The organism is Pantoea sp. SGAir0418, from assembly GCF_043529865.1.
Genome location: NZ_CP027911.1, coordinates 2,273,955 through 2,296,095, shown reverse-complemented (window position 1 = coordinate 2,296,095; position 22,141 = coordinate 2,273,955). Strand labels below are relative to the sequence as shown.

22 protein-coding genes, 1 other RNA gene and 1 other annotated feature are annotated in these 22,141 nt (G+C 56.9%); of the genes, 17 read left to right on the top strand and 6 right to left on the bottom strand.

Annotated features, from left to right (window positions below; genetic code table 11):
- Positions 1 to 92: 92 nt before the first annotated feature.
- Complete coding sequence (hxpB, locus tag C1N84_RS10570) at positions 93 to 761, bottom strand: hexitol phosphatase HxpB (RefSeq protein ID WP_264441328.1); 669 nt, start codon at positions 759 to 761, stop codon at positions 93 to 95.
- A gap of 144 nt (positions 762 to 905) precedes the next feature.
- On the opposite strand from hxpB, the gene C1N84_RS10565 reads away from it, so the two are divergent.
- A complete protein-coding gene (locus C1N84_RS10565) occupies positions 906 to 1,442 on the top strand; it encodes a YniB family protein (RefSeq protein ID WP_021506254.1) in 537 nt (178 codons plus the stop codon).
- A gap of 4 nt (positions 1,443 to 1,446) precedes the next feature.
- On the opposite strand, the gene C1N84_RS10560 is transcribed toward C1N84_RS10565, so the two are convergent.
- Together C1N84_RS10560 and ghoS are read right to left on the bottom strand one after the other, a co-directional pair.
- Positions 1,447 to 2,340 (bottom strand): fructosamine kinase family protein, encoded by an 894-nt coding sequence (locus C1N84_RS10560; RefSeq protein WP_058757671.1) that lies wholly within the window; start codon positions 2,338 to 2,340, stop codon positions 1,447 to 1,449.
- A 90-nt stretch (positions 2,341 to 2,430) separates the two neighbouring features.
- Positions 2,431 to 2,721, bottom strand: a complete 291-nt coding sequence (ghoS, locus tag C1N84_RS10555) for a type V toxin-antitoxin system endoribonuclease antitoxin GhoS (protein ID WP_058757672.1) — start codon at positions 2,719 to 2,721, stop codon at positions 2,431 to 2,433.
- 332 nt (positions 2,722 to 3,053) lie between these two features.
- On the opposite strand from ghoS, the gene C1N84_RS10550 reads away from it, so the two are divergent.
- The 15 genes from C1N84_RS10550 (at position 3,054) to C1N84_RS10480 (ending at position 16,932) form a co-directional block, all read left to right on the top strand.
- A complete protein-coding gene (locus C1N84_RS10550; RefSeq protein ID WP_031279185.1) occupies positions 3,054 to 3,815 on the top strand; it encodes a DUF481 domain-containing protein in 762 nt (253 codons plus the stop codon).
- Positions 3,816 to 4,061: 246 nt separating this feature from the next.
- The gene (gene thrS, locus C1N84_RS10545) at positions 4,062 to 5,990 is read left to right on the top strand and encodes a threonine--tRNA ligase (protein ID WP_021506250.1); all 1,929 of its coding nucleotides are present in this window, start codon (positions 4,062 to 4,064) and stop codon (positions 5,988 to 5,990) included.
- Between the two features lie 4 nt (positions 5,991 to 5,994).
- Complete coding sequence (infC, locus tag C1N84_RS10540; RefSeq protein WP_058757673.1) at positions 5,995 to 6,537, top strand: translation initiation factor IF-3; 543 nt, start codon at positions 5,995 to 5,997, stop codon at positions 6,535 to 6,537.
- Between the two features lie 99 nt (positions 6,538 to 6,636).
- Entirely contained in the window at positions 6,637 to 6,834 is a 198-nt protein-coding gene (rpmI, locus tag C1N84_RS10535; protein WP_006118955.1) for a 50S ribosomal protein L35, read from the top strand.
- Between the two features lie 169 nt (positions 6,835 to 7,003).
- Positions 7,004 to 7,360, top strand: coding sequence for a 50S ribosomal protein L20 (rplT, locus tag C1N84_RS10530; RefSeq protein ID WP_010616241.1), 357 nt, complete (start codon positions 7,004 to 7,006; stop codon positions 7,358 to 7,360).
- A 115-nt stretch (positions 7,361 to 7,475) separates the two neighbouring features.
- Positions 7,476 to 7,601, top strand: a sequence feature (Phe leader region).
- On the top strand, positions 7,481 to 7,525 hold the full coding sequence (pheM, locus tag C1N84_RS10525) for a pheST operon leader peptide PheM (RefSeq protein WP_121626058.1): 45 nt from the start codon (positions 7,481 to 7,483) through the stop codon (positions 7,523 to 7,525). Its footprint overlaps the feature before it by 45 nt.
- 71 nt (positions 7,602 to 7,672) lie before the next feature.
- Entirely contained in the window at positions 7,673 to 8,656 is a 984-nt protein-coding gene (gene pheS, locus C1N84_RS10520; RefSeq protein WP_021506248.1) for a phenylalanine--tRNA ligase subunit alpha, read from the top strand.
- Between the two features lie 14 nt (positions 8,657 to 8,670).
- The gene (pheT, locus tag C1N84_RS10515; RefSeq protein ID WP_394541620.1) at positions 8,671 to 11,058 is read left to right on the top strand and encodes a phenylalanine--tRNA ligase subunit beta; all 2,388 of its coding nucleotides are present in this window, start codon (positions 8,671 to 8,673) and stop codon (positions 11,056 to 11,058) included.
- 4 nt (positions 11,059 to 11,062) lie between these two features.
- The gene (ihfA, locus tag C1N84_RS10510) at positions 11,063 to 11,365 is read left to right on the top strand and encodes an integration host factor subunit alpha (RefSeq protein WP_021506246.1); all 303 of its coding nucleotides are present in this window, start codon (positions 11,063 to 11,065) and stop codon (positions 11,363 to 11,365) included.
- Positions 11,366 to 11,498: 133 nt separating this feature from the next.
- Entirely contained in the window at positions 11,499 to 12,482 is a 984-nt protein-coding gene (gene btuC / locus C1N84_RS10505; RefSeq protein ID WP_166710024.1) for a vitamin B12 ABC transporter permease BtuC, read from the top strand.
- A gap of 39 nt (positions 12,483 to 12,521) precedes the next feature.
- Complete coding sequence (locus C1N84_RS10500) at positions 12,522 to 13,067, top strand: glutathione peroxidase (protein ID WP_021506243.1); 546 nt, start codon at positions 12,522 to 12,524, stop codon at positions 13,065 to 13,067.
- Positions 13,067 to 13,813 (top strand): vitamin B12 ABC transporter ATP-binding protein BtuD, encoded by a 747-nt coding sequence (btuD, locus tag C1N84_RS10495; RefSeq protein ID WP_264441324.1) that lies wholly within the window; start codon positions 13,067 to 13,069, stop codon positions 13,811 to 13,813. Before C1N84_RS10500 ends, btuD begins: the two co-directional genes overlap by 1 nt.
- A 64-nt stretch (positions 13,814 to 13,877) precedes the next feature.
- Positions 13,878 to 14,336 carry an NlpC/P60 family protein gene (locus C1N84_RS10490; protein WP_021506241.1) on the top strand — a complete coding sequence of 153 codons (459 nt, stop codon included), beginning with the start codon at positions 13,878 to 13,880 and terminating at the stop codon, positions 14,334 to 14,336.
- Between the two features lie 315 nt (positions 14,337 to 14,651).
- Positions 14,652 to 15,395 carry an EAL domain-containing protein gene (locus C1N84_RS10485; RefSeq protein ID WP_021506240.1) on the top strand — a complete coding sequence of 248 codons (744 nt, stop codon included), beginning with the start codon at positions 14,652 to 14,654 and terminating at the stop codon, positions 15,393 to 15,395.
- 97 nt (positions 15,396 to 15,492) lie between these two features.
- Complete coding sequence (locus tag C1N84_RS10480) at positions 15,493 to 16,932, top strand: protein adenylyltransferase SelO (protein WP_150058231.1); 1,440 nt, start codon at positions 15,493 to 15,495, stop codon at positions 16,930 to 16,932.
- Between the two features lie 6 nt (positions 16,933 to 16,938).
- Here C1N84_RS10480 and C1N84_RS10475 read toward each other — a convergent pair whose 3' ends face one another.
- Complete coding sequence (locus C1N84_RS10475; RefSeq protein ID WP_021506238.1) at positions 16,939 to 17,985, bottom strand: 3-deoxy-7-phosphoheptulonate synthase; 1,047 nt, start codon at positions 17,983 to 17,985, stop codon at positions 16,939 to 16,941.
- 150 nt (positions 17,986 to 18,135) lie between these two features.
- Entirely contained in the window at positions 18,136 to 18,963 is an 828-nt protein-coding gene (locus C1N84_RS10470; RefSeq protein WP_264441323.1) for a posphoenolpyruvate synthetase regulatory kinase/phosphorylase PpsR, read from the bottom strand.
- Positions 18,964 to 19,411: 448 nt separating this feature from the next.
- Between C1N84_RS10470 and ppsA the strand changes: the two genes are divergently transcribed.
- Positions 19,412 to 21,799 carry a phosphoenolpyruvate synthase gene (gene ppsA, locus C1N84_RS10465; protein WP_031279179.1) on the top strand — a complete coding sequence of 796 codons (2,388 nt, stop codon included), beginning with the start codon at positions 19,412 to 19,414 and terminating at the stop codon, positions 21,797 to 21,799.
- A 140-nt stretch (positions 21,800 to 21,939) separates the two neighbouring features.
- Here the strand turns inward: ppsA and rprA are convergent.
- Positions 21,940 to 22,047: antisense sRNA RprA (rprA, locus tag C1N84_RS10460), an RNA gene on the bottom strand.
- Positions 22,048 to 22,141: the final 94 nt, after the last annotated feature.

Genomic DNA, 22,141 nt, shown 5'->3' with positions numbered 1-22,141 from the left:
GAAAAAAGCGCGGGAAATTAACGGTCTGGCTTACTTTTGCACCTGCCAACCGGGCGAACCATCAGCCAGGCGTAACGCGCCTCGCACATCGATCAGTTAAACAGATGTTCCGCCTGCAGCTGCGTCAGGTTTTCCAGTTGCACATTGGCCAGTGCCCAGCGCGCATCGTGGCGATGTTCGGCGGCAGGCACCACAATGGAACGCATGCGCGCGGCTTTACTGGCGATCATGCCGTTGAACGAGTCTTCCAGCGCCACGCAGTTGAGCGGATCAACCCCCAGCTTTGCTGCAGCATTCAGATACACCTGCGGATGCGGTTTGCTGTAAGGCAGCGCTTCAGCCGAGGCGAGGGCGCTAAAGTAGTGACGCAGATTGAACATCTCCAGCACGCGTTCCAGCATCGCCAGCGGAGACGCCGAGGCCAGCGCAATCGCCAGGCCCTGTTGCTGACACAGCTGCAGCGCCTGCTCTACGCCGGGCAATAGCGGCCGCGTCTCTTCGACCAGCGCCAGCGCACGGGCAATAATACGCTGAGTGACTTCGGCCTGATCCGGTCCGTTCCACGGCAGCGCCTCGTACCACATGCGCACGGTTTGATCGATGCGCAGGCCGAGCGTATCCGGCAGCTCGTGGCGGCGGCTAATATCCACATTCAGGCTGGCAAACACCTCCAGCTCGGCGCGATCCCATAGCGGTTCAGAATCAATCAGTAAGCCATCCATATCAAAAATAGCGGCCAACACAGGGCGACGATAGGTCATACAACAGCTCCATTGACAGTTTGCCCTACCTTAACATGGGCGGCGGCGAAAACCGACTTACGGCAGGTTACGCATTTTTCAGGAAAATTTGCTGTAGTGCAGGTAGACTTAGGGCAAAACTACTGTTTGTGAAGGGAAGACACCATGACGTATCAACAGGCTGGCCGCATCGCCATCCTCAAGCGAGTGGCTGGCTGGGTGATTTTTATTCCGGCGCTGTTATCCACCCTTATCTCCATCTTAGGCTTCATGTTTAAACACAGCGAAAAGCAGCCCGGCATTGACGCCGTGATGCTCGACTTCGTGCATGTGATGGTGGATATGATTAAGTTCAACACGCCGTTTCTCAATGTGTTCTGGAACAATTCGCCGGTGCCGGAATTTAACGGCGGGGCCAATATTGGCTTCTGGCTGATCTATATCCTGATATTCGTGGGCATCGCTTTGCAGGCCTCGGGCGCACGCATGTGGCGTCAGGCGCGCCATATCAAAGAAGGCATTGAAGACCAGATGATCCTGGAACAGGCGAAGGGCAGCGAAGGGCGCACGCGGGCGCAGCTGGAAGAGAAAATCCATGTGCCGCGCCACACCATTTTGCTGCAGATTTTTCCGCTGTATATTCTGCCGGTGATCATCGCCGTGGCCGGTTACTTCGTGTTGAAACTGCTCGGCATGCTGTAAGGCGTCAGGCCGGTCTGACCTGGCGCTGGCCCAGCGCATCCTCCTCCAGCAACTGGCCGATAGCGAACTGCGCTTCGCCGGCCCAGTTGCCGCCAAAGACGTTGGCGCGGTTGAGCAGATAGTAGAGCTGATACACCGGCTGACGCTGCGAGAAGCCTTCCGGCAGCGGCCACACCGCATGATACCCTTCGTAAATCTGGCGCGGCAGATCGGCGTAATAGCTGAGCATCGCCAGGTCGCATTCGCGATCGCCCCAGTAGCAGGCGGGATCGAACAGCCACGGGCCGCTGGCGCTGCCGGCGCAGTTGGCTGGCCACAAATCACCATGCAGTAACGACGGTTGCGGATGGTGATTAGCGAGGCTGCGCTGCACGCAATCCACGATCAACTCCATGTCACCGTAGTGCACGCCTTTCTCCGCCGCCAGCTGCAGCTGCCAGCCGATGCGCTGTTCGGCGAAAAACACCGACCATTTGCGTAACCAGCTGTTGGGTTGCGGCGTGGTGGTAATGTTGTTGTCGAAGTCGAGACCAAACTGCGGTTGCTCGCTCCACTGGTGCAGATGGGCCAGCTGCTGGCCGAGCTGGAATGCGCTTTGGGCGTCGAGTGGCTGCGGGGGAATGTATTCCAGTAGCAGAAAGCTGGTGTCACGATCGTTACCGACGCCGTAGACCTTCGGCACGCGCACCGTGTGGGTGCGCGCCAGCAGATCAAGCTGGTCGGCTTCCCAGCTGAACAGCGTCAGCATGTCGCGCGTGTTGCATTTGACGAACACCTCCAGCTCACCGTAGCGCAGGCGCCACGCCGGATGAATATCGCCACCGGGCAACTCATGACGTTCGGTGATTTCGGCATCGCCGGCGTACTCGCTTAACAGACGACTAATGGCTGACCACATCGGGTAATCCTCTTTATTCGCTGCGTAAGATCGATTGTAACGCGCAAAACTTGCACAACTCCAGCGGCAATGCGCAATTTGCGGATTGCGTCAGGCTTGCGCTTTGAGAAACGCCTCCAGCGTGGTGACGTCAGCGTCCGGCTGCTGATCAAGCGCCACTGCCGCCAGCCCGGCGGCGTGTTCCGCCAGCGCCTGCTCCTCCAGCGCACTGACAATGCCAAAGCTGTTGGTGCCCAGCTCGTGCGGATGGCCGTCCGCATCGTGTAACGTGGTGCTGTAACCGCCGTTAACCATCGCGCTGTTCAGCGCCTGCAGATCGCCAAGACCCCTTTCCTGATAACGGAAGGTGACAACGTAACGCTTGAGATCATGATCGCTCATCTTTTCACCTCATTGTTATCGAACAGATTTCAGCGTAGACCAGCGCCTGCGATAGAGCGAATTCTGCACAATCGCCCTGCGGCGCACAGCGTAAAGTCCTGTCAGGGTCGGCAGAAAATTCTTGTAGCATTTAAGCTGTTATTTGGTTATTTGCCGCCTATAATGCGCGCCGGAAATGGGAAGATTCCCAATCCACAAGCGGTGCCAGCGCAAAACCTGCCGATTCTGGTGCTTTCATACTTTTTTACAAAACTTACCGTAAATTGCATTGATTGCCCGGGAAAATTCTCCAGACTCATCTCTTTTTCAACTGTCGTACGGGTTACCTTTTAATGAAAGCCTTCAATAAGCTGTCCGCTGTTTTGTTGCTCTCCGCCGGAGCATTTTGTCACCAGGCCTTTGCAGATAACGCTGTCTTCACCTCAATGGATGACCCTTCTACGGCAAAAAAACCGTTTGAAGGCACCGCGTCAGCCGGTTACCTGGCACAGACCGGTAACACCACCAGCTCATCGCTGACCGCGTCAACCAGCATGACCTGGTATCAGACCTCAACGGCGTACAGCCTGTGGGGTAACGCCGCGAATACCTCATCCAACGATGAGCGCTCGTCGGAAACCTATAACATCGGTGGCCGTAGCCGTTATAACCTCAACAGCGCTGACTACCTGTTCGGTCAGGCGAGCTGGCTGAGCGACCGCCTGAACGGTTATGATTCACGCGATGTCCTGACCGCCGGTTACGGTCGTCAGATCCTCAACGGTCCGGTGCACTCGCTGCGTGCTGAATTCGGTCCGGGTGTACGTTACGATGACTTCCACGATGGCGGCCACGAAACCAAAGCACTGGGCTACGGCGCGCTGAGCTATCAGTGGCAGCTGACTGACACCACCAAATTCATCCAGGGTGTGTCGGTGCTGAGCAGCTTTGGTGAAGACACCACGCTGAACTCCGAAACCGCACTGCAGGTAGCGATCAACGACCACTTCGCGCTGAAACTGGGCTACAACGTTACCTGGAATAACAATCCGCCAGAATCTGCGCCGGACCGTACTGACACCAAAACCACGGTCCAGCTCTCTTACGCGATGTAAACCAGAGCGCATTGTTACACCGTCGCCCGGCCTGTGCCGCGCGGCGGTTTTTTTTGATCTCTCTTTGGCTTAGCGCATTTCTTCGCGGGTTTTGCTCACTGCGGAAAGCTGTTATCATCGTTGCCGCTTTACGCGCCTGGCGTCATTCCGACAGTGTGGGTCTGACATCGCGCCAGGTTAACCAAACAAAACTCAGTGTTGCATGTAGGCTTTCGTGTGGCTTACCACTGCAATTAAGGATATGAAATGCCAGTAATTACTCTTCCTGATGGCAGCCAGCGCGTATTTGACCGTCCGGTCAGCGTGATGGACATTGCGCTGGATATCGGTCCGGGTCTGGCGAAAGCCTGCATTGCCGGTCGCGTCAATGGCGAACTGGTGGATGCGGTTGATCCGATCACCAGCGATGCGCAGGTCGCCATCATCACCGCGAAAGATGAAGCCGGTCTGGAAATTATTCGTCACTCCTGTGCGCACCTGTTAGGGCATGCGATCAAACAGCTGTGGCCGAATACCAAAATGGCCATCGGTCCGGTTATCGATAACGGCTTCTATTATGATGTCGATCTCGACCATACGCTGACTCAGGAAGATCTTGAGCTGCTGGAAAAGCGCATGCACCAGCTGGCTGAGACCAATTACGACGTCGTGAAGAAGAAGGTGAGCTGGCAGGAAGCGCGTGACGTGTTTGCTGCGCGGGGCGAGAGCTACAAAACCACTATTCTCGACGAAAACATCAGCCATGACGATCGTCCTGGCCTGTATCATCATGAAGAATACATCGACATGTGCCGCGGTCCGCACGTGCCGAATATGCGTTTCTGCCATCATTTTAAACTGCAGAAAATCTCCGGAGCCTACTGGCGCGGCAACAGCGACAACAAAATGCTGCAGCGTATTTACGGTACGGCCTGGGCAGACAAGAAACAGCTGGCGGCGTATCTGCAGCGCCTGGAAGAGGCCGCGAAGCGCGATCACCGTAAAATCGGTAAGCAGCTCGATCTCTACCATATGCAGGAAGAAGCACCGGGTATGGTATTCTGGCACAATGACGGCTGGACCATCTTCCGCGAGCTGGAAGTGTTTGTGCGCACCAAGCTGAAAGAGTACGACTACCAGGAAGTGAAAGGTCCGTTCATGATGGACCGCGTGCTGTGGGAAAAAACCGGGCACTGGGACAACTACAAAGAAGCGATGTTCACCACCTCTTCCGAGAACCGTGAATATTGCATCAAACCGATGAACTGTCCGGGTCACGTGCAGATCTTTAACCAGGGTCTGAAATCGTACCGCGACCTGCCGCTGCGTATGGCGGAGTTCGGTAGCTGTCACCGTAACGAACCGTCAGGTGCGCTGCACGGTCTGATGCGCGTGCGCGGCTTTACCCAGGATGACGCCCACATCTTCTGTACTGAAGATCAGGTGCGTGATGAAGTGAACAGCTGCATCCGCATGGTCTATGACATGTACAGCACCTTCGGTTTTGAAAAAATCGTGGTGAAACTGTCGACGCGCCCTGAGAAGCGTATTGGCAGCGATGAGATGTGGGATCGTGCCGAAGTGGACCTCGCCGAAGCGCTGAAAGAGAACAACATTCCGTTCGAATATCAGCCGGGTGAAGGCGCCTTCTACGGCCCGAAAATTGAGTTTACGCTGCACGATTGTCTCGACCGCGCCTGGCAGTGCGGCACCGTTCAGCTAGACTTCTCCCTGCCGAAACGTCTGGACGCCACCTACGTGGGCGAAACCAACGATCGTCAGACGCCAGTGATGATTCACCGTGCGATTCTGGGTTCGATGGAGCGCTTCATCGGGATTCTGACCGAAGAATTCGCTGGTTTCTTCCCGAGCTGGCTGGCGCCGGTACAGGCAGTGGTGATGAATATCACCGACGGCCAGGCAGAATATGTCAGTGAATTGACAAAGAAATTGCAGAATGCTGGCATTCGTGTCAAAGCAGACTTGAGAAACGAGAAGATAGGCTTTAAAATCCGCGAGCACACATTACGTCGCGTCCCTTACATGCTGGTCTGCGGTGAGAAAGAGGTTGAAGCAGGCAAGGTTGCCGTGCGCACCCGCCGTGGTAAAGACCTCGGGAGCATGGACGTAGATGTGTTTGTTGAGAAGCTGCAACAAGAGATTCGCAGCCGACATCTTCACCAATTAGAGGAATAAGGTTATTAAAGGCGGAAAACGAGTACAACCGACGCGTCCGAACCGTATCAACGGCGAAATCCGTGCCACCGAAGTGCGCTTAACTGGCGTAGACGGCGAGCAACTTGGCATTGTCTCACTGCGCGAAGCGATTGAGAAAGCAGAAGAAGCTGGCGTAGATTTAGTTGAAATTAGCCCGAACGCCGAACCGCCGGTTTGCCGCATTATGGATTACGGCAAGTTCCTTTATGAAAAGAGCAAATCTTCTAAGGAACAGAAGAAGAAGCAAAAAGTTATCCAGGTCAAGGAAATCAAATTCCGTCCTGGTACCGATGAAGGCGACTATCAGGTAAAACTCCGCAGCCTGATTCGTTTTCTGGAAGAGGGCGATAAAGCCAAAATCACGCTGCGTTTCCGTGGTCGTGAGATGGCGCACCAACAGATCGGTATGGAAGTGCTTAACCGCGTGAAAGAAGATCTGAATGAACTGGCAGTGGTCGAATCCTTCCCGACGAAGATCGAAGGCCGCCAGATGATTATGGTGCTCGCACCTAAGAAGAAACAGTAGGCTTTCAAGTAATAATGCCGCGTAGCGTTCGCGCTGCGCGGATTTTTATTCGCCTGTCTGGTTCATTTTATTAACAATGCGAAGTGGATATTTGTAAAAATGCCAAAGATTAAAACTGTACGTGGCGCCGCAAAGCGCTTCAAGAAGACCGCTTCTGGCGGCTTCAAGCGTAAGCACGCAAACCTGCGTCATATTCTGACTAAAAAGTCTACCAAGCGTAAACGTCACCTGCGTCCAAAAGGCATGGTGTCTAAAGGCGATCTGGGTCTGGTTGTTGCCTGCCTGCCGTACGCATAAGTAAACCCTTTTTTTAATTCCCCGATAGATTTCGGGTTGCAGTCAGGCGGCAACGGAATGAATCCCTGCGCTTACATCAGTAAGTGACCGGGATGAATGAAGGCAGCCAACGCCACTGCAGCACGAAAGATGATGGGGAAATCACAGAATATGATATAGGAGAGCTCACATGGCTCGCGTAAAACGTGGTGTAATTGCTCGCGCACGTCACAAGAAAATCTTAAAACAAGCTAAAGGCTACTACGGTGCACGTTCACGTGTTTACCGCGTTGCCTTCCAGGCTGTTATCAAAGCTGGTCAGTATGCTTACCGCGACCGTCGTCAGCGTAAGCGTCAGTTCCGTCAGCTGTGGATCGCACGTATCAACGCTGCGGCGCGTCAGAACGGCATCTCTTACAGCCGTTTCATCAATGGCCTGAAAAAAGCGTCCATTGAAATCGACCGTAAAATCCTCGCTGACATCGCTGTATTCGACAAAGTGGCATTCACTGCACTGGTTGAAAAAGCAAAATCAGCTCTGGCGTAAGTCAGGTAAAAAAGGGAGCTTGCTCCCTTTTTTATTGCCTGCAACCCACGCAAATGATTGACATTTTAGCCGCAGGGCATTTCAATAGTGCGGTTTCTATCAAGACAAGGTAACGCAAGCATGCACGCTGCTATTTTCCGTTTCTTTTTTTACTTTAGCGCCTGATCGTCAGGGGCTTTTGCGCATAAGAAAAGAAACGAAAAATCGCGCTGAAAGCCTCCCTCGTGGAGGCTTTTTTGTTTCCGGCGACACTTAATCGGATCGCACGATCCCAACGAGAACTGACCAGCCCGGCTGGAAGAAGAGGAAATCATGTCCCAACTCGCAGACCTGGTGGCCCGTGCCACGGCCGCCATCGACGAGGCGTCGGATATCGCCGCCCTGGACGCCGTGCGCGTCGAATTTCTGGGTAAAAAAGGGCACCTGACGCTGCAAATGACCACCCTGCGTGAACTGCCGGCGGAAGAGCGCCCGGCGGCCGGTGCGGTCATCAACGACGCCAAACAGCAGGTACAGGATCGTCTCAACGCGCGTAAAGATACGCTGGAAAGCGCGGCGCTGAATGCCCGCCTGGCGGCTGAGACTATCGACGTGTCGCTGCCGGGACGCCGTATCGAGAACGGCGGTCTGCATCCGGTGACCCGCACCATCGATCGTATCGAAACCTTTTTCGGCGAGTTGGGTTTCGCGGTGGCGACCGGTCCGGAAATTGAAGACGATTATCACAACTTTGATGCGCTGAATATTCCGGGCCATCACCCGGCGCGCGCCGATCACGACACCTTCTGGTTCGACGCCACGCGCCTGCTGCGTACCCAGACGTCGGGCGTGCAGATCCGCACCATGAAAAATCAGCAGCCGCCGATTCGTATCATCGCGCCGGGCCGCGTTTACCGTAACGATTACGATCAGACGCACACCCCGATGTTCCATCAGATGGAAGGCCTGATCGTCGATAAAGACATCAGCTTCACCAATCTGAAAGGCACGCTGCACGACTTCCTGAACAACTTCTTCGAAGAGAACCTGCAGATTCGCTTCCGCCCGTCCTATTTCCCGTTCACCGAACCGTCAGCGGAAGTGGACGTGATGGGTAAAAATGGCAAATGGCTGGAAGTGCTGGGCTGCGGCATGGTGCATCCAAACGTGCTGCGCAACGTCGGTATCGATCCGGAAATCTACTCCGGCTTCGCCTTCGGGATGGGCATGGAGCGTCTGACCATGCTGCGCTACGGTGTGACCGATCTGCGCGCCTTCTTCGAAAACGATTTACGTTTCCTCAAACAATTTAAATAAGGGCAGGTTATCCAATGAAATTCAGTGAACTCTGGTTACGCGAATGGGTAAATCCAGCCCTGGACAGCGCCGCGCTGTCTGAGCAAATCACCATGGCCGGTCTGGAAGTCGACGGCGTCGACCCGGTGGCAGGCGCGTTTCATGGCGTCGTGGTGGGTGAAGTGGTGGAGTGCGGCCAGCACCCGAACGCCGACAAACTGCGCGTCACCAAAATCAACGTCGGTGGCGATCGCCTGCTGGATATCGTCTGCGGCGCGCCAAACTGCCGTCAGGGGCTGAAAGTGGCGGCGGCGACCGTTGGTGCGGTACTGCCGGGCGATTTCAAAATCAAAGCGGCAAAACTGCGCGGTGAGCCGTCAGAAGGCATGCTGTGCTCGTTCTCCGAGCTGGGGATTTCTGACGATCACAACGGTATTATCGAGCTGCCAGCCGATGCGCCGGTGGGCACCGATATTCGCCAGTACCTGCAGCTGGATGACAACACCATCGAAATCAGCGTGACGCCGAACCGTGCCGACTGTCTGGGCATCATCGGTATCGCGCGTGACGTGGCGGTGATCAATAGCCTGCCGCTGCAGGCGCCGGTCATCGAGCCGGTTAAAGCCACCATTAGCGACACCTTCCCGATTCGTGTTGACGCCACCGATGCCTGCCCGCGCTACCTGGGCCGCGTGGTAAAAGGCGTAAACGTGAAAGCTGAAACGCCGCTGTGGATGCGCGAAAAACTGCGCCGCTGCGGTATCCGCTCGATCGATCCGGTAGTGGATATCACTAACTACGTGCTGCTGGAGCTCGGCCAGCCGATGCACGCCTTCGATCTCGACCGCATTGACGGCGGTATCGTGGTGCGCATGGCGAAAGAGGGAGAAACCCTGACGCTGCTCGACGGCAGCGAAGCCACTCTTCACAGCGACACGCTGGTGATTGCTGATCACCACAAAGCGCTGGCGATGGGGGGCATCTTCGGCGGTGAGCACTCCGGCGTCAACGAAGCGACGCAGAACGTACTGTTTGAGTGCGCGTTCTTCGATCCGCTGGCGATCACCGGTCGTGCGCGTCGTCATGGTCTGCATACCGATGCTTCCCACCGCTACGAGCGCGGTGTCGATCCGGCGCTGCAGCATAAGGCGCTGGAGCGCGCCACTCAGCTGCTGCTGGCGGTTTGCGGCGGCGAAGCCGGCCCGGTTATCGATCAGACCGATGCCAGCAAACTGCCGGCGCGCGCCACCATTACGCTGCGCCGTGAGAAGCTGGACCGCCTGATTGGCCACGTCATTGCGGATGAGCAGGTGACCGATATCCTGACCCGTCTCGGCTGTGACGTCACCGTCGGCAACGGCGAATGGCAAGCCGTCGCCCCGAGCTGGCGCTTCGATATGGCCATCGAAGAAGACCTGGTCGAAGAAGTGGCGCGCGTTTACGGCTACAACAACATTCCGGATGTGCCGGTGAAAGCCAGCCTGCTGATGACCCAGCACCGTGAAGCCGATCTGTCGCTGAAGCGTGCCAAAAACCTGCTGGTGGATAAAGGCTATCAGGAAGCGATTACCTACAGCTTTGTCGATCCGAAAGTGCAGCAGCTGCTGCATCCGGGCGAAGAAGCGTTGATTCTGCCCAGCCCGATTTCCAGCGATATGTCGGCGATGCGCCTGTCGCTGTGGACCGGTCTGCTCGGCGCCGTGGTGTATAACCAGAACCGTCAGCAGAGCCGCGTGCGCCTGTTTGAGAGCGGTTTACGCTTTGTGCCTGATACGCAGGCCGATCTCGGCATCCGTCAGGATCTTATGCTGGCGGGCGTGCTGAGCGGTAACCGCTACGAAGAGCACTGGGATCTGGCGCGCCAGACGGTTGACTTCTATGATTTGAAAGGCGATTTAGAGTCGCTGCTGGATTTGACCGGTAAACCCGACGCGATTTCGTTCCGTGCAGAAGCCAATCCGGCGCTGCATCCGGGACAGAGTGCTGGCATTTATTTAGCCGGCGAACGAATCGGATTTATCGGGGTGGTTCATCCGGAGCTGGAACGTAAGCTGGATCTTAACGGTCGCACCTTAGTGTTTGAACTGCTTTGGAATAAGGTCGCAGACCGCGTCCTGCCTGACGCGCGCGAGATCTCACGCTTCCCGGCAAACCGCCGTGACATCGCTGTGGTAGTGGCTGAAAATGTGCCCGCAGCAGATATCATCGCGGAGTGTAAGAAAGTTGGCGTAAATCAGGTAGTTGGCGTAAACTTGTTTGACGTGTACCGTGGTAAGGGCGTAAACGAGGGTGAAAAGAGCCTCGCGATTAGCCTGATTTTGCAGGATACCAGCCGGACACTCGAAGAAGAGGAGATTGCTGCGACCGTTGCCAAATGCGTTGCAGCATTAAAAGAGCGATTCCAGGCAACCTTGAGGGATTGAACCTATGGCGCTTACAAAAGCTGAAATGTCAGAGTACCTGTTTGAAAAACTCGGGTTGAGCAAACGCGATGCCAAAGAGTTGGTAGAGCTTTTTTTCGAAGAAGTTCGCCGCGCGTTGGAAAACGGAGAACAGGTAAAACTGTCCGGATTTGGTAATTTTGATCTGCGTGACAAAAACCAGCGTCCGGGCCGTAACCCGAAGACGGGGGAAGATATTCCAATCACCGCCCGCCGCGTGGTGACATTCCGTCCGGGGCAGAAGTTGAAAAGTCGCGTGGAGAACGCGTCACCCAAGGATGCTGACTGATTTCAGTATGACAAAAAGGCCGCTCAGCGGCCTTTTTTATGCGCGCAATCCCGGCAGCACGCTGCAGGCGCGGCTTTCTTTTTAGCGTAATCTCTCTACAATCAAATCTCTGTTTTCTCAGCCAATCTTACTTATGACTCTGCTGGATCAGCTGGCCCAACAGGCCGACCGTCGCAGCCGGCGCTGGCTCGGCGCGCTTACTGCCGCAGTGCTGCTGCTGCTGGTGCTCAGTCTGTGCACGGGCGACAGCTGGATATCTCCGCTGCAATGGTTTTCTGCCAGCGGCGATCTGTTCGTGTGGCAGCTTCGCCTGCCGCGCACCCTGGCGGTGCTGCTGGTGGGCGCGGCGCTGGCAGTCTGCGGCGTGGTGATGCAGGCGCTGTTCAACAATCCGCTGGCGGAGCCCGGGCTGCTGGGCGTATCGAACGGCGCCGGCATCGGCCTGGTGCTGGCGGTGCTGCTGGGTAACGGCGCACTGTGGAGCCTGGCGCTGGCAGCGATGGCGGGCGCGCTGCTGATCACGCTGATCCTGCTGCATTTTGCCCATCGTCAGCTCTCGGCCAGCCGTCTGCTGCTGACTGGCGTGGCGCTCGGCATTATCTGTAGCGCCATCATGACGTGGGCGGTGTACTTTAGCACCAGCCTCGATCTGCGCCAGCTGATGTACTGGATGATGGGGGGATTTAGCGGCATCGACTGGCGCTACGGCTGGATGATGCTGGCGCTGCTGCCGGTGACGCTGGCGCTGCTGGCCAGCGCCCGGACGCTTAATCTGCTGGCGCTGGGGGAGGTGTCGGCGCGGCAGCTCGGCCTGCCACTGCTGCTGTGGCGCAATCTGCTGGTGCTGGCGATGGGCTGGCTGGTGGGCGTCAGCGTGGCGATGGCCGGTGCGATTGGATTTGTCGGACTGGTTATCCCCCATATGCTGCGCCTCAGCGGCCTGAGCGATCATCGCTACCTGCTGCCGGCCGCGGCGCTGGCGGGCGCGGCGGTACTGCTGGCGGCGGACATTCTGGCACGGCTGGTGCTCACTTCGGCCGAGCTGCCGATTGGGGTGGTCACTGCCACGCTCGGCGCGCCGCTGTTTATCATGTTATTAGTAAAGTCTTCGCGCTAGCTGCGGCTGGCACAGTGCAATCAACAACGGGAATCGACGATGAGCCTTTATCAGACAGAACTGGTTACGCTGGACGGTGAAAAAACCACGCTGGCACAGTATCAGGGCAAGGTGCTGCTGGTGGTTAACGTAGCATCAAAATGCGGCCTGACGCCGCAGTATGAACAGCTGGAGTCGCTGCAGAAGGCCTGGCAGGACAAAGATTTCAGCGTGCTGGGCTTCCCCTGCAATCAGTTTCTCGAGCAGGAACCGGGCAGCAATGAAGAGATCAAAACCTTCTGCAGCACCACGTACGGCGTAACCTTCCCGCTGTTCGACAAAACGGACGTCAACGGCGAGCAGCGGCATCCACTGTACCGTCAGCTGGTCGCCGCGCAGCCGGAAGCCGAACGCCCGGCAGGCAGCGGTTTCCTTGAGCGCATGGAGAGCAAAGGCCGCGCGCCGAAAGCGCCGGGCGATATCCTGTGGAATTTCGAAAAGTTCCTCATCAACAAACAGGGTGAGGTGATCGCGCGCTTCTCGCCGGACATGACGCCGGACGATCCGATCATTCTGAAGCGCATTGAGCAGGCGCTGGCGGCGTAATGCTGCTGCAGTGCCACGACCTGCGCGTGCCCGGACGGCTGAGCGCGGGGGAGCTGACGCTCTGCCGCGGTGAGCGCGTGCACGTGGTCGGCCCAAACGGCGCTGGCAAGAGCACGCTGCTGACCGCGCTCGCTGGCCTGCTCGACGCCGAAGGGCAGCTGACGCTGGCCGGCCAGCCGCTGCGAAGCTGGTCGGGGGCCGCACTGGCGCAGCAGCGCGCCTGGCTCCCGCAGCAGCAGCCGGCACCTGCGGCGCTGCCGGTGTGGCACTATCTGCGGCTGCACAGCCCGCCGGGCGGCGATAACGCGCAGGCGACGCTCACTGACCTGCTGCAGCAGCTTGGCTTGCAGGATAAGCTGACGCGTCCGCTGGCGCAGCTCTCCGGCGGTGAGTGGCAGCGGGTGCGCCTGGCGGCGGTGGTGCTGCAGATCCATCCGGCAATTAATCCGCGCGGTGCGTTACTGATTCTGGATGAGCCGCTCACCGCGCTCGACATCGCACAGCAGCGCGCGGTGGATAAGCTGCTGTTGCAGCTCAGCGAGGCCGGCATCGCCATTGTCGCCAGCGGACACGATCTCAACCACAGCCTGCGCCATGCCGATCGCGTCTGGCTGATGCATCAGGGCCGCGTAGTCAGTCAGGGCGGGGCGCGCGAGGTGCTGACCGCCGAGCGACTGGCGCCGCTCTATCAGGCTGATTTTGCCCGGCTGGAGACGCCACAGGGGCCGCTGCTTTATCTTCCCTGACTTGCGCGCCGCGCCGCTTTGTCGCTACAGTGTCAGCCGGACGACGTTTTTAAGGACTATTCTGATGCGGCTGACCCTGTTTCTCCTCGTGTTGCTGCTGGCGGGCTGTAGCCATCATGCGCCGCCGCCCAATGGCCGTCTGTCTGACTCCATCACCGTGATTGCGCAACTTAACGATCAGCTCAGCCGCTGGCGCGGTACACCTTATCGCTATGGCGGGTTAAGCCGTGGTGGCGTAGATTGCTCTGGCTTTGTCTACCTGACCTTTCGTGACCGCTTTGACCTGCAGCTGCCGCGCTCAACGATTGATCAGACCGATATTGGCACGCGCATCGATAAAAGCGATCTGCTGCCCGGCGACCTGGTATTTTTTAAAACCGGCAGCGGCGAAAATGGCCTGCACGTAGGCATCTATGACACCGACAATACCTTCATTCACGCTTCCACCAGCCAGGGCGTGATCCGCTCCTCGCTGGATAATGTTTACTGGCGCAAAGTATTCTGGCAGGCGCGTCGCATCTAATCCGCTTAACCCATTAGTGTTAAAAAAGGCGTAATAAACAGATGGGTTTTGATCCGATTTATTTGTTTTTTTCCGCCAGATATAACTCTCATTTAAAATGGCACTTTACCGCAATCGGGTTTGCGACTAAAAATAGACGTCAGTGAATTTAATCAGTATGGACATTAACCTGGATCATTTGGCTTAAGTATTATTTGATGCAGAAAAGTCGGTAATTAGACAGAAAACGGCGTCTCTTCTAACGTTTGGTCCTATTGCCTGACCGTTTTCATTGATATACGATGCGCCAATTGCCACTGCATCTGGCTGTAAAAAATGAAAGTCCATTTATCTGCCGACTATCAGTCGGAAACCTGGTTTTATCCTGCCTATTCTCTGGCGGGCCAGCTGACTGCGGTTGAGCTGGTCACCCAGTTTGTTCACGACAGTGCGCCGATTACGCTGCCGCAGGACTTGCTGTTGCCGCAGCTTGACGATGCCCAGCAATTACGTTTGCTGCAGAGCCAGTTAGTGCTGCTGGAAAAGTACCGTGACTTTTTTGAGTTACATCAAATTATCGCGCTGGTTCGTATTGATGAATCTATGGCCACAACGCTATTGGCCAGTGAGTTTCTCTTAAGGAAATTTAAACAACTTCCCTTTATTGTTTTGGATATCAGTGAAACGTTTCCGCAATTATCGGCTGGTAAAAAGCAGCCGCTGTTAGCACGCCTGCAACAGGAATTTCGCTTATCGCTTTCTCAATTTGGGGCAGGAAAAGCACCGGCTACGGCAGTATACGAAAATCTGTTTAGCGTGTTAAAAATGGACAAAGCGTTTATTCATGCGCTGGCGAAACGTGCCTCATTTACGCCATTTATTCAGACTGTTATCGATAATTTTTCCGCTTACGCCCCGCAAATAATTATTTGTGGCGTTGACGATAATGCCCTGCTGGAGAAAGTCAGTTCCCTGAGCGGGGCGCAGCTGCAGGGCAGCCTGTTCCCGGTGGTTAAAGCGGAACGGTTAAGCGATCTCATCTATCCGCACGTCACGCTCACCACGCCTTCACAGCAGTAACCTTTCATCTGTCTTCTCCGTCACCCCGACGGTAGACTACGCTTTATCTTTAAACGCAATGCGGGTGGCGCACCGTTGCGCACCTTCCGGAGTGTCGATGCAATTTATTAATAGCTGGCAGCAGACGTTGCCGGGATTCTACACCGCGCTGGACCCAACGCCGCTTGCCGGCGGGCGGTTGTGTTATCACAATGACGCGCTGGCGCAGGAGATGGGCCTGGATGCCGCGCTGTTTGCTGGCCAGGGCCACGGCGTGTGGTATGGCGCAGCGTTGCTTCCCGGCATGTCGCCGCTGGCGCAGGTCTACAGCGGGCACCAGTTTGGCGTGTGGGCCGGTCAGCTGGGTGACGGACGCGGTCTGCTGCTGGGCGAACAGCAACTTGCCGACGGCCGCAAACTTGACTGGCATCTGAAAGGCGCGGGCCTGACCCCCTATTCACGCATGGGCGATGGCCGCGCGGTGATCCGCTCCAGTGTGCGCGAGTTTCTCGCCTCGGAAGCGCTGCACCATCTTGGCATCCCGACCACGCGCGCGCTGGCGCTGGCCATTGGCGACGAACCGGTCCAGCGTGAAACCCGCGAGCGCGGCGCGATGCTGATGCGCATCGCCGACAGCCATCTGCGCTTTGGTCACTTCGAGCATTTCTATTACGGCGGCGAGCCGGAGAAAGTGCGCCAGCTGGCGGACTACGCGATTCATCATCACTGGCCGCAGCTGGAGCAGGAGGCCGATCGCTACCTGTTGTGGTTTACCGATATCGTCAAACGCACCGCCAGCCTGATTGCCCAGTGGCAGAGCGTCGGCTTCGCGCATGGCGTGATGAATACCGATAATATGTCGATCCTCGGCCTGACGCTCGATTACGGGCCTTACGGTTTCCTCGATGACTACGATGCGGATTTCATCTGTAATCACAGCGACTATCAGGGGCGCTACGCCTTCAGCAACCAGCCGATGATCGGCTTGTGGAATCTTAACCGCCTGGCGCATGCGCTGTCCGGTTTGCTGAGCACGGAACAGTTGAAACAGGCGCTCAGCCATTACGAGAGCGAGCTGATGCGGGTGTGGGGCGAGAAAATGCGCGCGAAGCTCGGGTTACTGACCGCCGATGCGGGGGATAACGCCATTCTCACTGACCTGCTGGCGCTGATGACGGCAGAGCACAGCGATTACACCCTGACGTTCCGCCTGCTGAGCGAGACGCAGCAGGCAGAGACGCGTTCACCGCTGCGCGATGAGTTTATCGACCGTGACGCCTTCGACCGCTGGTATCACGGCTATCGCCAGCGCCTGCTGCAGGATGGCGTCAGCGATGCGCAGCGTCAGGCAGTCATGAAAGCGGCTAACCCGGCGCTGGTGTTGCGCAACTATCTGGCCCAGCAGGTGATCGATGAGGTTGAGCAGGGGGAAACGGCGGCGCTGGCCAGATTACATCTGGCGCTGCAGCAGCCGTTTAACGAGGCGGCCATCAGTCCGGAACTGCGCCAGCGGCCGCCGGAGTGGGGAAAAACGCTGGAGGTAAGCTGCTCCAGCTAGCAGGCATCAGAAGCGGCTGTCCACGGCAGCCGCCAGCAGCGCCAGCACCTCCGCGCTGTCATCCCAGCCGAGGCACGGATCGGTAATCGACTGGCCGTAGGTCAGCGGCTGGCCGCTCACCACTTTCTGATTCCCCTCCTGCAGGAAACTCTCAATCATCACTCCCGCCACTGCCCGCGAACCGGCACGGATCTGCGCCGCCACGTCCTGCGCCACATCGCGCTGGCGGCGATGCTGCTTCAGGCAGTTGCCGTGGCTGAAGTCGATCACCAGCTGTTCCGGCAGGTTGAAGTCGCGCAGGTTGGCGGCCGCAGCGGCGACATCTTCAGCGTGGTAGTTTGGCTGACGCCCGCCGCGCAGGATCACGTGACCGTGCGGGTTGCCGCTGGTCTGATAAATCGTCATCTGCCCGGTTTTGTCGGGTGACAGGAACATATGGCTGACGCGCGCGGCACGAATCGCATCAACCGCGATCTGCACGTTGCCGTCGGTGCCATTCTTGAAGCCCACCGGGCAGGAGAGCGCCGAGGCCATTTCACGGTGAATCTGGCTCTCGGTGGTGCGCGCGCCAATCGCGCCCCAGCTGATCAGGTCGGCAATAAACTGGCCGATCACCATATCGAGAAACTCCGTGGCGGTTGGCATGCCGATGGCGTTGATATCCAGCAGCAGCTGGCGCGCGATAGCGATGCCGCGGTTGACGTCGAAGCTGCCATCGAGATCCGGATCGGAAATCAGGCCTTTCCAGCCGACCACGGTGCGCGGCTTCTCAAAGTAGGCGCGCATCACAATTTCCAGCCGGTCCTTGTGCTGTTCACGCAGCAGATTGAGACGCTCTGCGTACTCCAGCGCGGCCTTGGGATCGTGCAGTGAGCAGGGGCCGATAATCACCAGCAGGCGTGGATCTTCACCGGTTAGGATGCGCGCGATACGCTGACGCGCGGCGGTAACGTTAGCGGCAATCGCCGCCGAAATGGGGTGTTGTTGCGCCAGCGCGGCCGGCGTCAGCAGCGTGCCGATGCGCGCGGTGCGCAGTTCATCAGTTTTGTTCATTGGGATTCTCAAAAATCTGTTCTTCGCAGCGGTGAAATACCGGGAAGTGATGATGATCACAATAAACCATTAGCCCGTGAATTCAACCAGCTAAATCAAAAGGCTATTCATTACTGACGGCAGCCAGGCTTTACAACCTGGCAGGTGAGGTCAGTACATGCTGCGGCGCAGGCCCATGATGTCGAGGATTTTGGTGGCGATCTCTTCGACAGAGTAATTGGTGCTGTTGAGATAGCGAATCTGATGGGTGCGGAACAGCGCTTCCACTTCACCGACCTCCAGCCGGCACTGACGCATCGACGCATAGCGGGTATTTTCAGCGCGCTCCTGACGAATCGCCGCCAGCCGTTCCGGATCGATGGTCAGGCCAAACAGCTTGTGCTGATGGGCGCGCAGCGCAGGCGGCAGCTTTAGGTTGTCCATGTCATCAGCGATGAACGGATAGTTAGCCGCGCGGACGCCAAACTGCATCGCCAGATACAGGCTGGTCGGGGTTTTGCCGCAGCGCGATACCCCCAGCAGAATCACCTGCGCATCTTCCAGCCCGCGCAGCGAAATACCGTCATCGTGCGCCAGGGTGTAATCAATCGCGGCGATGCGGGCATCGTATTTACCTAAGTTACTGGCGGTCAGGCCGTGGGTACGGTGCGCCACCGGCATCGAGGCCACGCCCAGTTCGCTCTGCAGCGGTGCCACCAGCGCCTGCACGATGTCCTGGCAGAAACCTTCGCTCTCCAGAATGATATCGCGCACCTCTGATGTGACAATCGAGAAAAACACCAGCGGGCGCACGCCGCTCTGCTGGTAGAGCGCATTGATCTGGGCTTTCACCGCCTGGGCGCGCTGCACATTCTCCACGAACGGCAGCGTCACGCTGTTGGTATTCACCGGAAACTGTGACAGCACCGCGTGGCCCAGCACTTCCGCGGTGATGGCGGTGCCGTCAGAGATATAGAATACGCTGCGTTCAGTGCTCATGGTTGACCTCATGCTTTTGTTTACTTTTGCGTAACATTATCGCCTAAAATATTTCATTTTCACTAAGGGTAAAATGAAATATCCATATCTGGCCGGCGAATAATATATTTTTACGCTGCGCTGATTACCCATCATAGATGAAAAGCCAGGTTGTTAAGCGCTAATTTCTCGCTTTTGCCTGCGCGGGCGCAAAATAAAAACGGCAAGCGTTGCGCAACAAAAAACGCGGCTAACCTCATGAAAAAGTGAAAAATATCGCATTGCCAATAGGTTGAAAAAAAATAGCTGCGTTGCGCAACGAGACGCTTTTCGGGGAGTAATCCGATTTTAACGCTGATTTTCTGGTTTAACGATTCAACACTTAGTCTTTATTAATTGATTGTGCCAGGCTGACTTGGCGAATAGCAAAATGTTCCATGTGCTCCAATCATTTAAAAGGATAATCTCAATGTCCAATCAAGACCAACAGTCGCTAGTGCTCTGGTACAACCAGCTTGGCATGCATGATGTTGATCGGGTAGGGGGCAAGAATGCTTCCCTGGGAGAAATGATTACCAATTTGTCGTCGCTCGGGGTATCCGTGCCAAACGGCTACGCGACGACATCTTACGCTTTTAATCAGTTTCTCGACCAAAGCGGACTGAATCAGCGTATTTATGCATTGCTGGACAACACGGATATTGATGATGTTGCAGCGCTGGCGCAGGCCGGCAAACAGATTCGTCAATGGGTGGTGGATACGCCTTTCCAGCCAGAGCTGGAAGCGGCGATCCGCAGCGCCTATGAACAACTTTCTGCTGATGACGCCGAAGCCTCCTTTGCGGTGCGCTCTTCGGCCACCGCCGAGGATATGCCCGATGCCTCGTTTGCCGGCCAGCAGGAAACTTTCCTTAACGTGCAGGGCTTCGACGCGGTGCTGGTGGCCGTGAAGCACGTATTCGCCTCGCTGTTTAACGATCGCGCCATTTCATACCGCGTGCACCAGGGCTACGACCACCGTGGCGTGGCGCTCTCGGCCGGTGTGCAGCGCATGGTACGTTCCGATCTCGCCTCCTCCGGCGTGATGTTCACCATTGATACCGAATCTGGCTTCGACCAGGTGGTGTTCATCACCTCGGCGTTCGGTCTTGGCGAAATGGTGGTGCAGGGCGCGGTTAACCCGGATGAGTTTTACGTGCACAAACCGACGCTGGCTGCTAATCGCCCGGCGATTGTGCGCCGTACCCTGGGCTCGAAGAAGATCCGCATGGTGTATGCCGATTCGCAGGAGCACGGCGAACAGGTGCGCATTGAGGACGTGGAACAGGAACAGCGAGACCGCTTTAGCCTGACCGATGACGAAGTGCAGGCGCTGGCGCGCCAGGCGGTGCTGATTGAGCAGCACTATAAGCGTCCGATGGATATTGAGTGGGCCAAAGATGGCCACACCGGCAAACTGTTCATCGTGCAGGCGCGGCCGGAAACCGTGCGTTCCAACGGACAGGTGATGGAACGCTACAGCCTGCAGGGCAAAGGCAGCGTGCTGGTGGAAGGCCGGGCCATCGGCCATCGCATCGGTGCGGGTGAAGTGAAGGTGATTCACGACATCAGCGAGATGCACCGCATCGAAAAAGGCGATGTGCTGGTCACCGACATGACCGACCCGGACTGGGAACCGATCATGAAGAAGGCGTCGGCGATCGTCACCAACCGTGGCGGGCGGACCTGTCACGCGGCAATCATTGCGCGCGAGCTGGGCATTCCGGCGGTGGTGGGCTGTGGTGACGCCACTGAACACCTGAAGGACGGTCATAAGGTCACGGTGTCCTGCGCCGAAGGCGATACCGGCTATGTGTATAACGATCTGCTGGACTTTGAAGTTACCAGCTCGCAGGTTGATACCATGCCGGATCTGCCGCTGAAAATTATGATGAACGTCGGTAACCCGGATCGCGCGTTTGACTTTGCCTGCCTGCCAAATGAAGGCGTTGGGCTGGCGCGTCTGGAGTTCATCATCAACCGCATGATTGGCGTGCACCCGAAAGCCTTGCTGGAGTTTGATCAGCAGACGCCGGAACTGCAGGCGCAGATTGGTCAGATGATGAAAGGCTTTGACGATCCGGTGGAGTTCTACATCGCGAGGCTGACCGAAGGGATCGCCACGCTGGGCGCGGCCTTCGCGCCGAAGCGGGTGATTGTGCGGTTGTCGGATTTCAAAACCAACGAGTATGCCAACCTGGTCGGCGGCGAGCGTTACGAGCCGGAAGAGGAAAATCCGATGCTGGGCTTCCGCGGCGCCGGACGCTACGTGGCCGACAGCTTCCGCGACTGCTTTGCGCTGGAGTGTGAAGCCGTGAAGCGCGTGCGCAACGAGATGGGGCTGACTAACGTTGAGATCATGGTGCCGTTTGTACGCACCGTCGATCAGGCCGAGGCCGTGGTGGCCGAGCTGGCGAAGCAGGGCCTGAAACGCGGCGAGAACGGACTGAAGGTGATCATGATGTGTGAGATCCCGTCCAACGCGCTGCTGGCAGAGCAGTTCCTGCAGCACTTTGACGGCTTCTCTATCGGCTCCAACGACATGACGCAGCTGGCGCTGGGGCTGGATCGCGACTCCGGCGTGGTGTCGGCGCTGTTTGATGAGCGTAACGATGCGGTGAAGGCGCTGCTGTCGATGTCGATTCAGGCGGCGAAGAAGCAGGGCAAATACGTCGGTATCTGCGGCCAGGGGCCTTCTGATCATCAGGACTTTGCTGCCTGGCTGATGGAGCAGGGCATCGACAGCCTGTCACTCAACCCGGATACCGTGGTGGAAACCTGGCTGAGCCTCGCTGAGCTGGACGCGGCCAAAGCGTAATCTGTTACACCTGCCTGGTGCCCGGCAACCGTCGGGCACCTGTCCCTTATCCCATCCCACTTTTCAAAACATAAGATTGCCATAAACCCAGCGCTGACGGCGTTCGCCGCCGGGCCGCTCTGTTTATCGCTGAATTGCAGGCAAAAAAAAGCCCATCACAGGGGATGGGCAAAGACTACACACAGCAATTCTTCACTTTACTCAGGGGAAAAAGGTTGTTTAAAAATCAGTGGCTTGATTTAAAACATAGTGAACATGTTATTCACCGCCGCCGCTGGCGTCTTTAAGAATCCTCTTATTAGTTTAAAGCTGATAATCTTTCATTACGTTTTATGACCCATC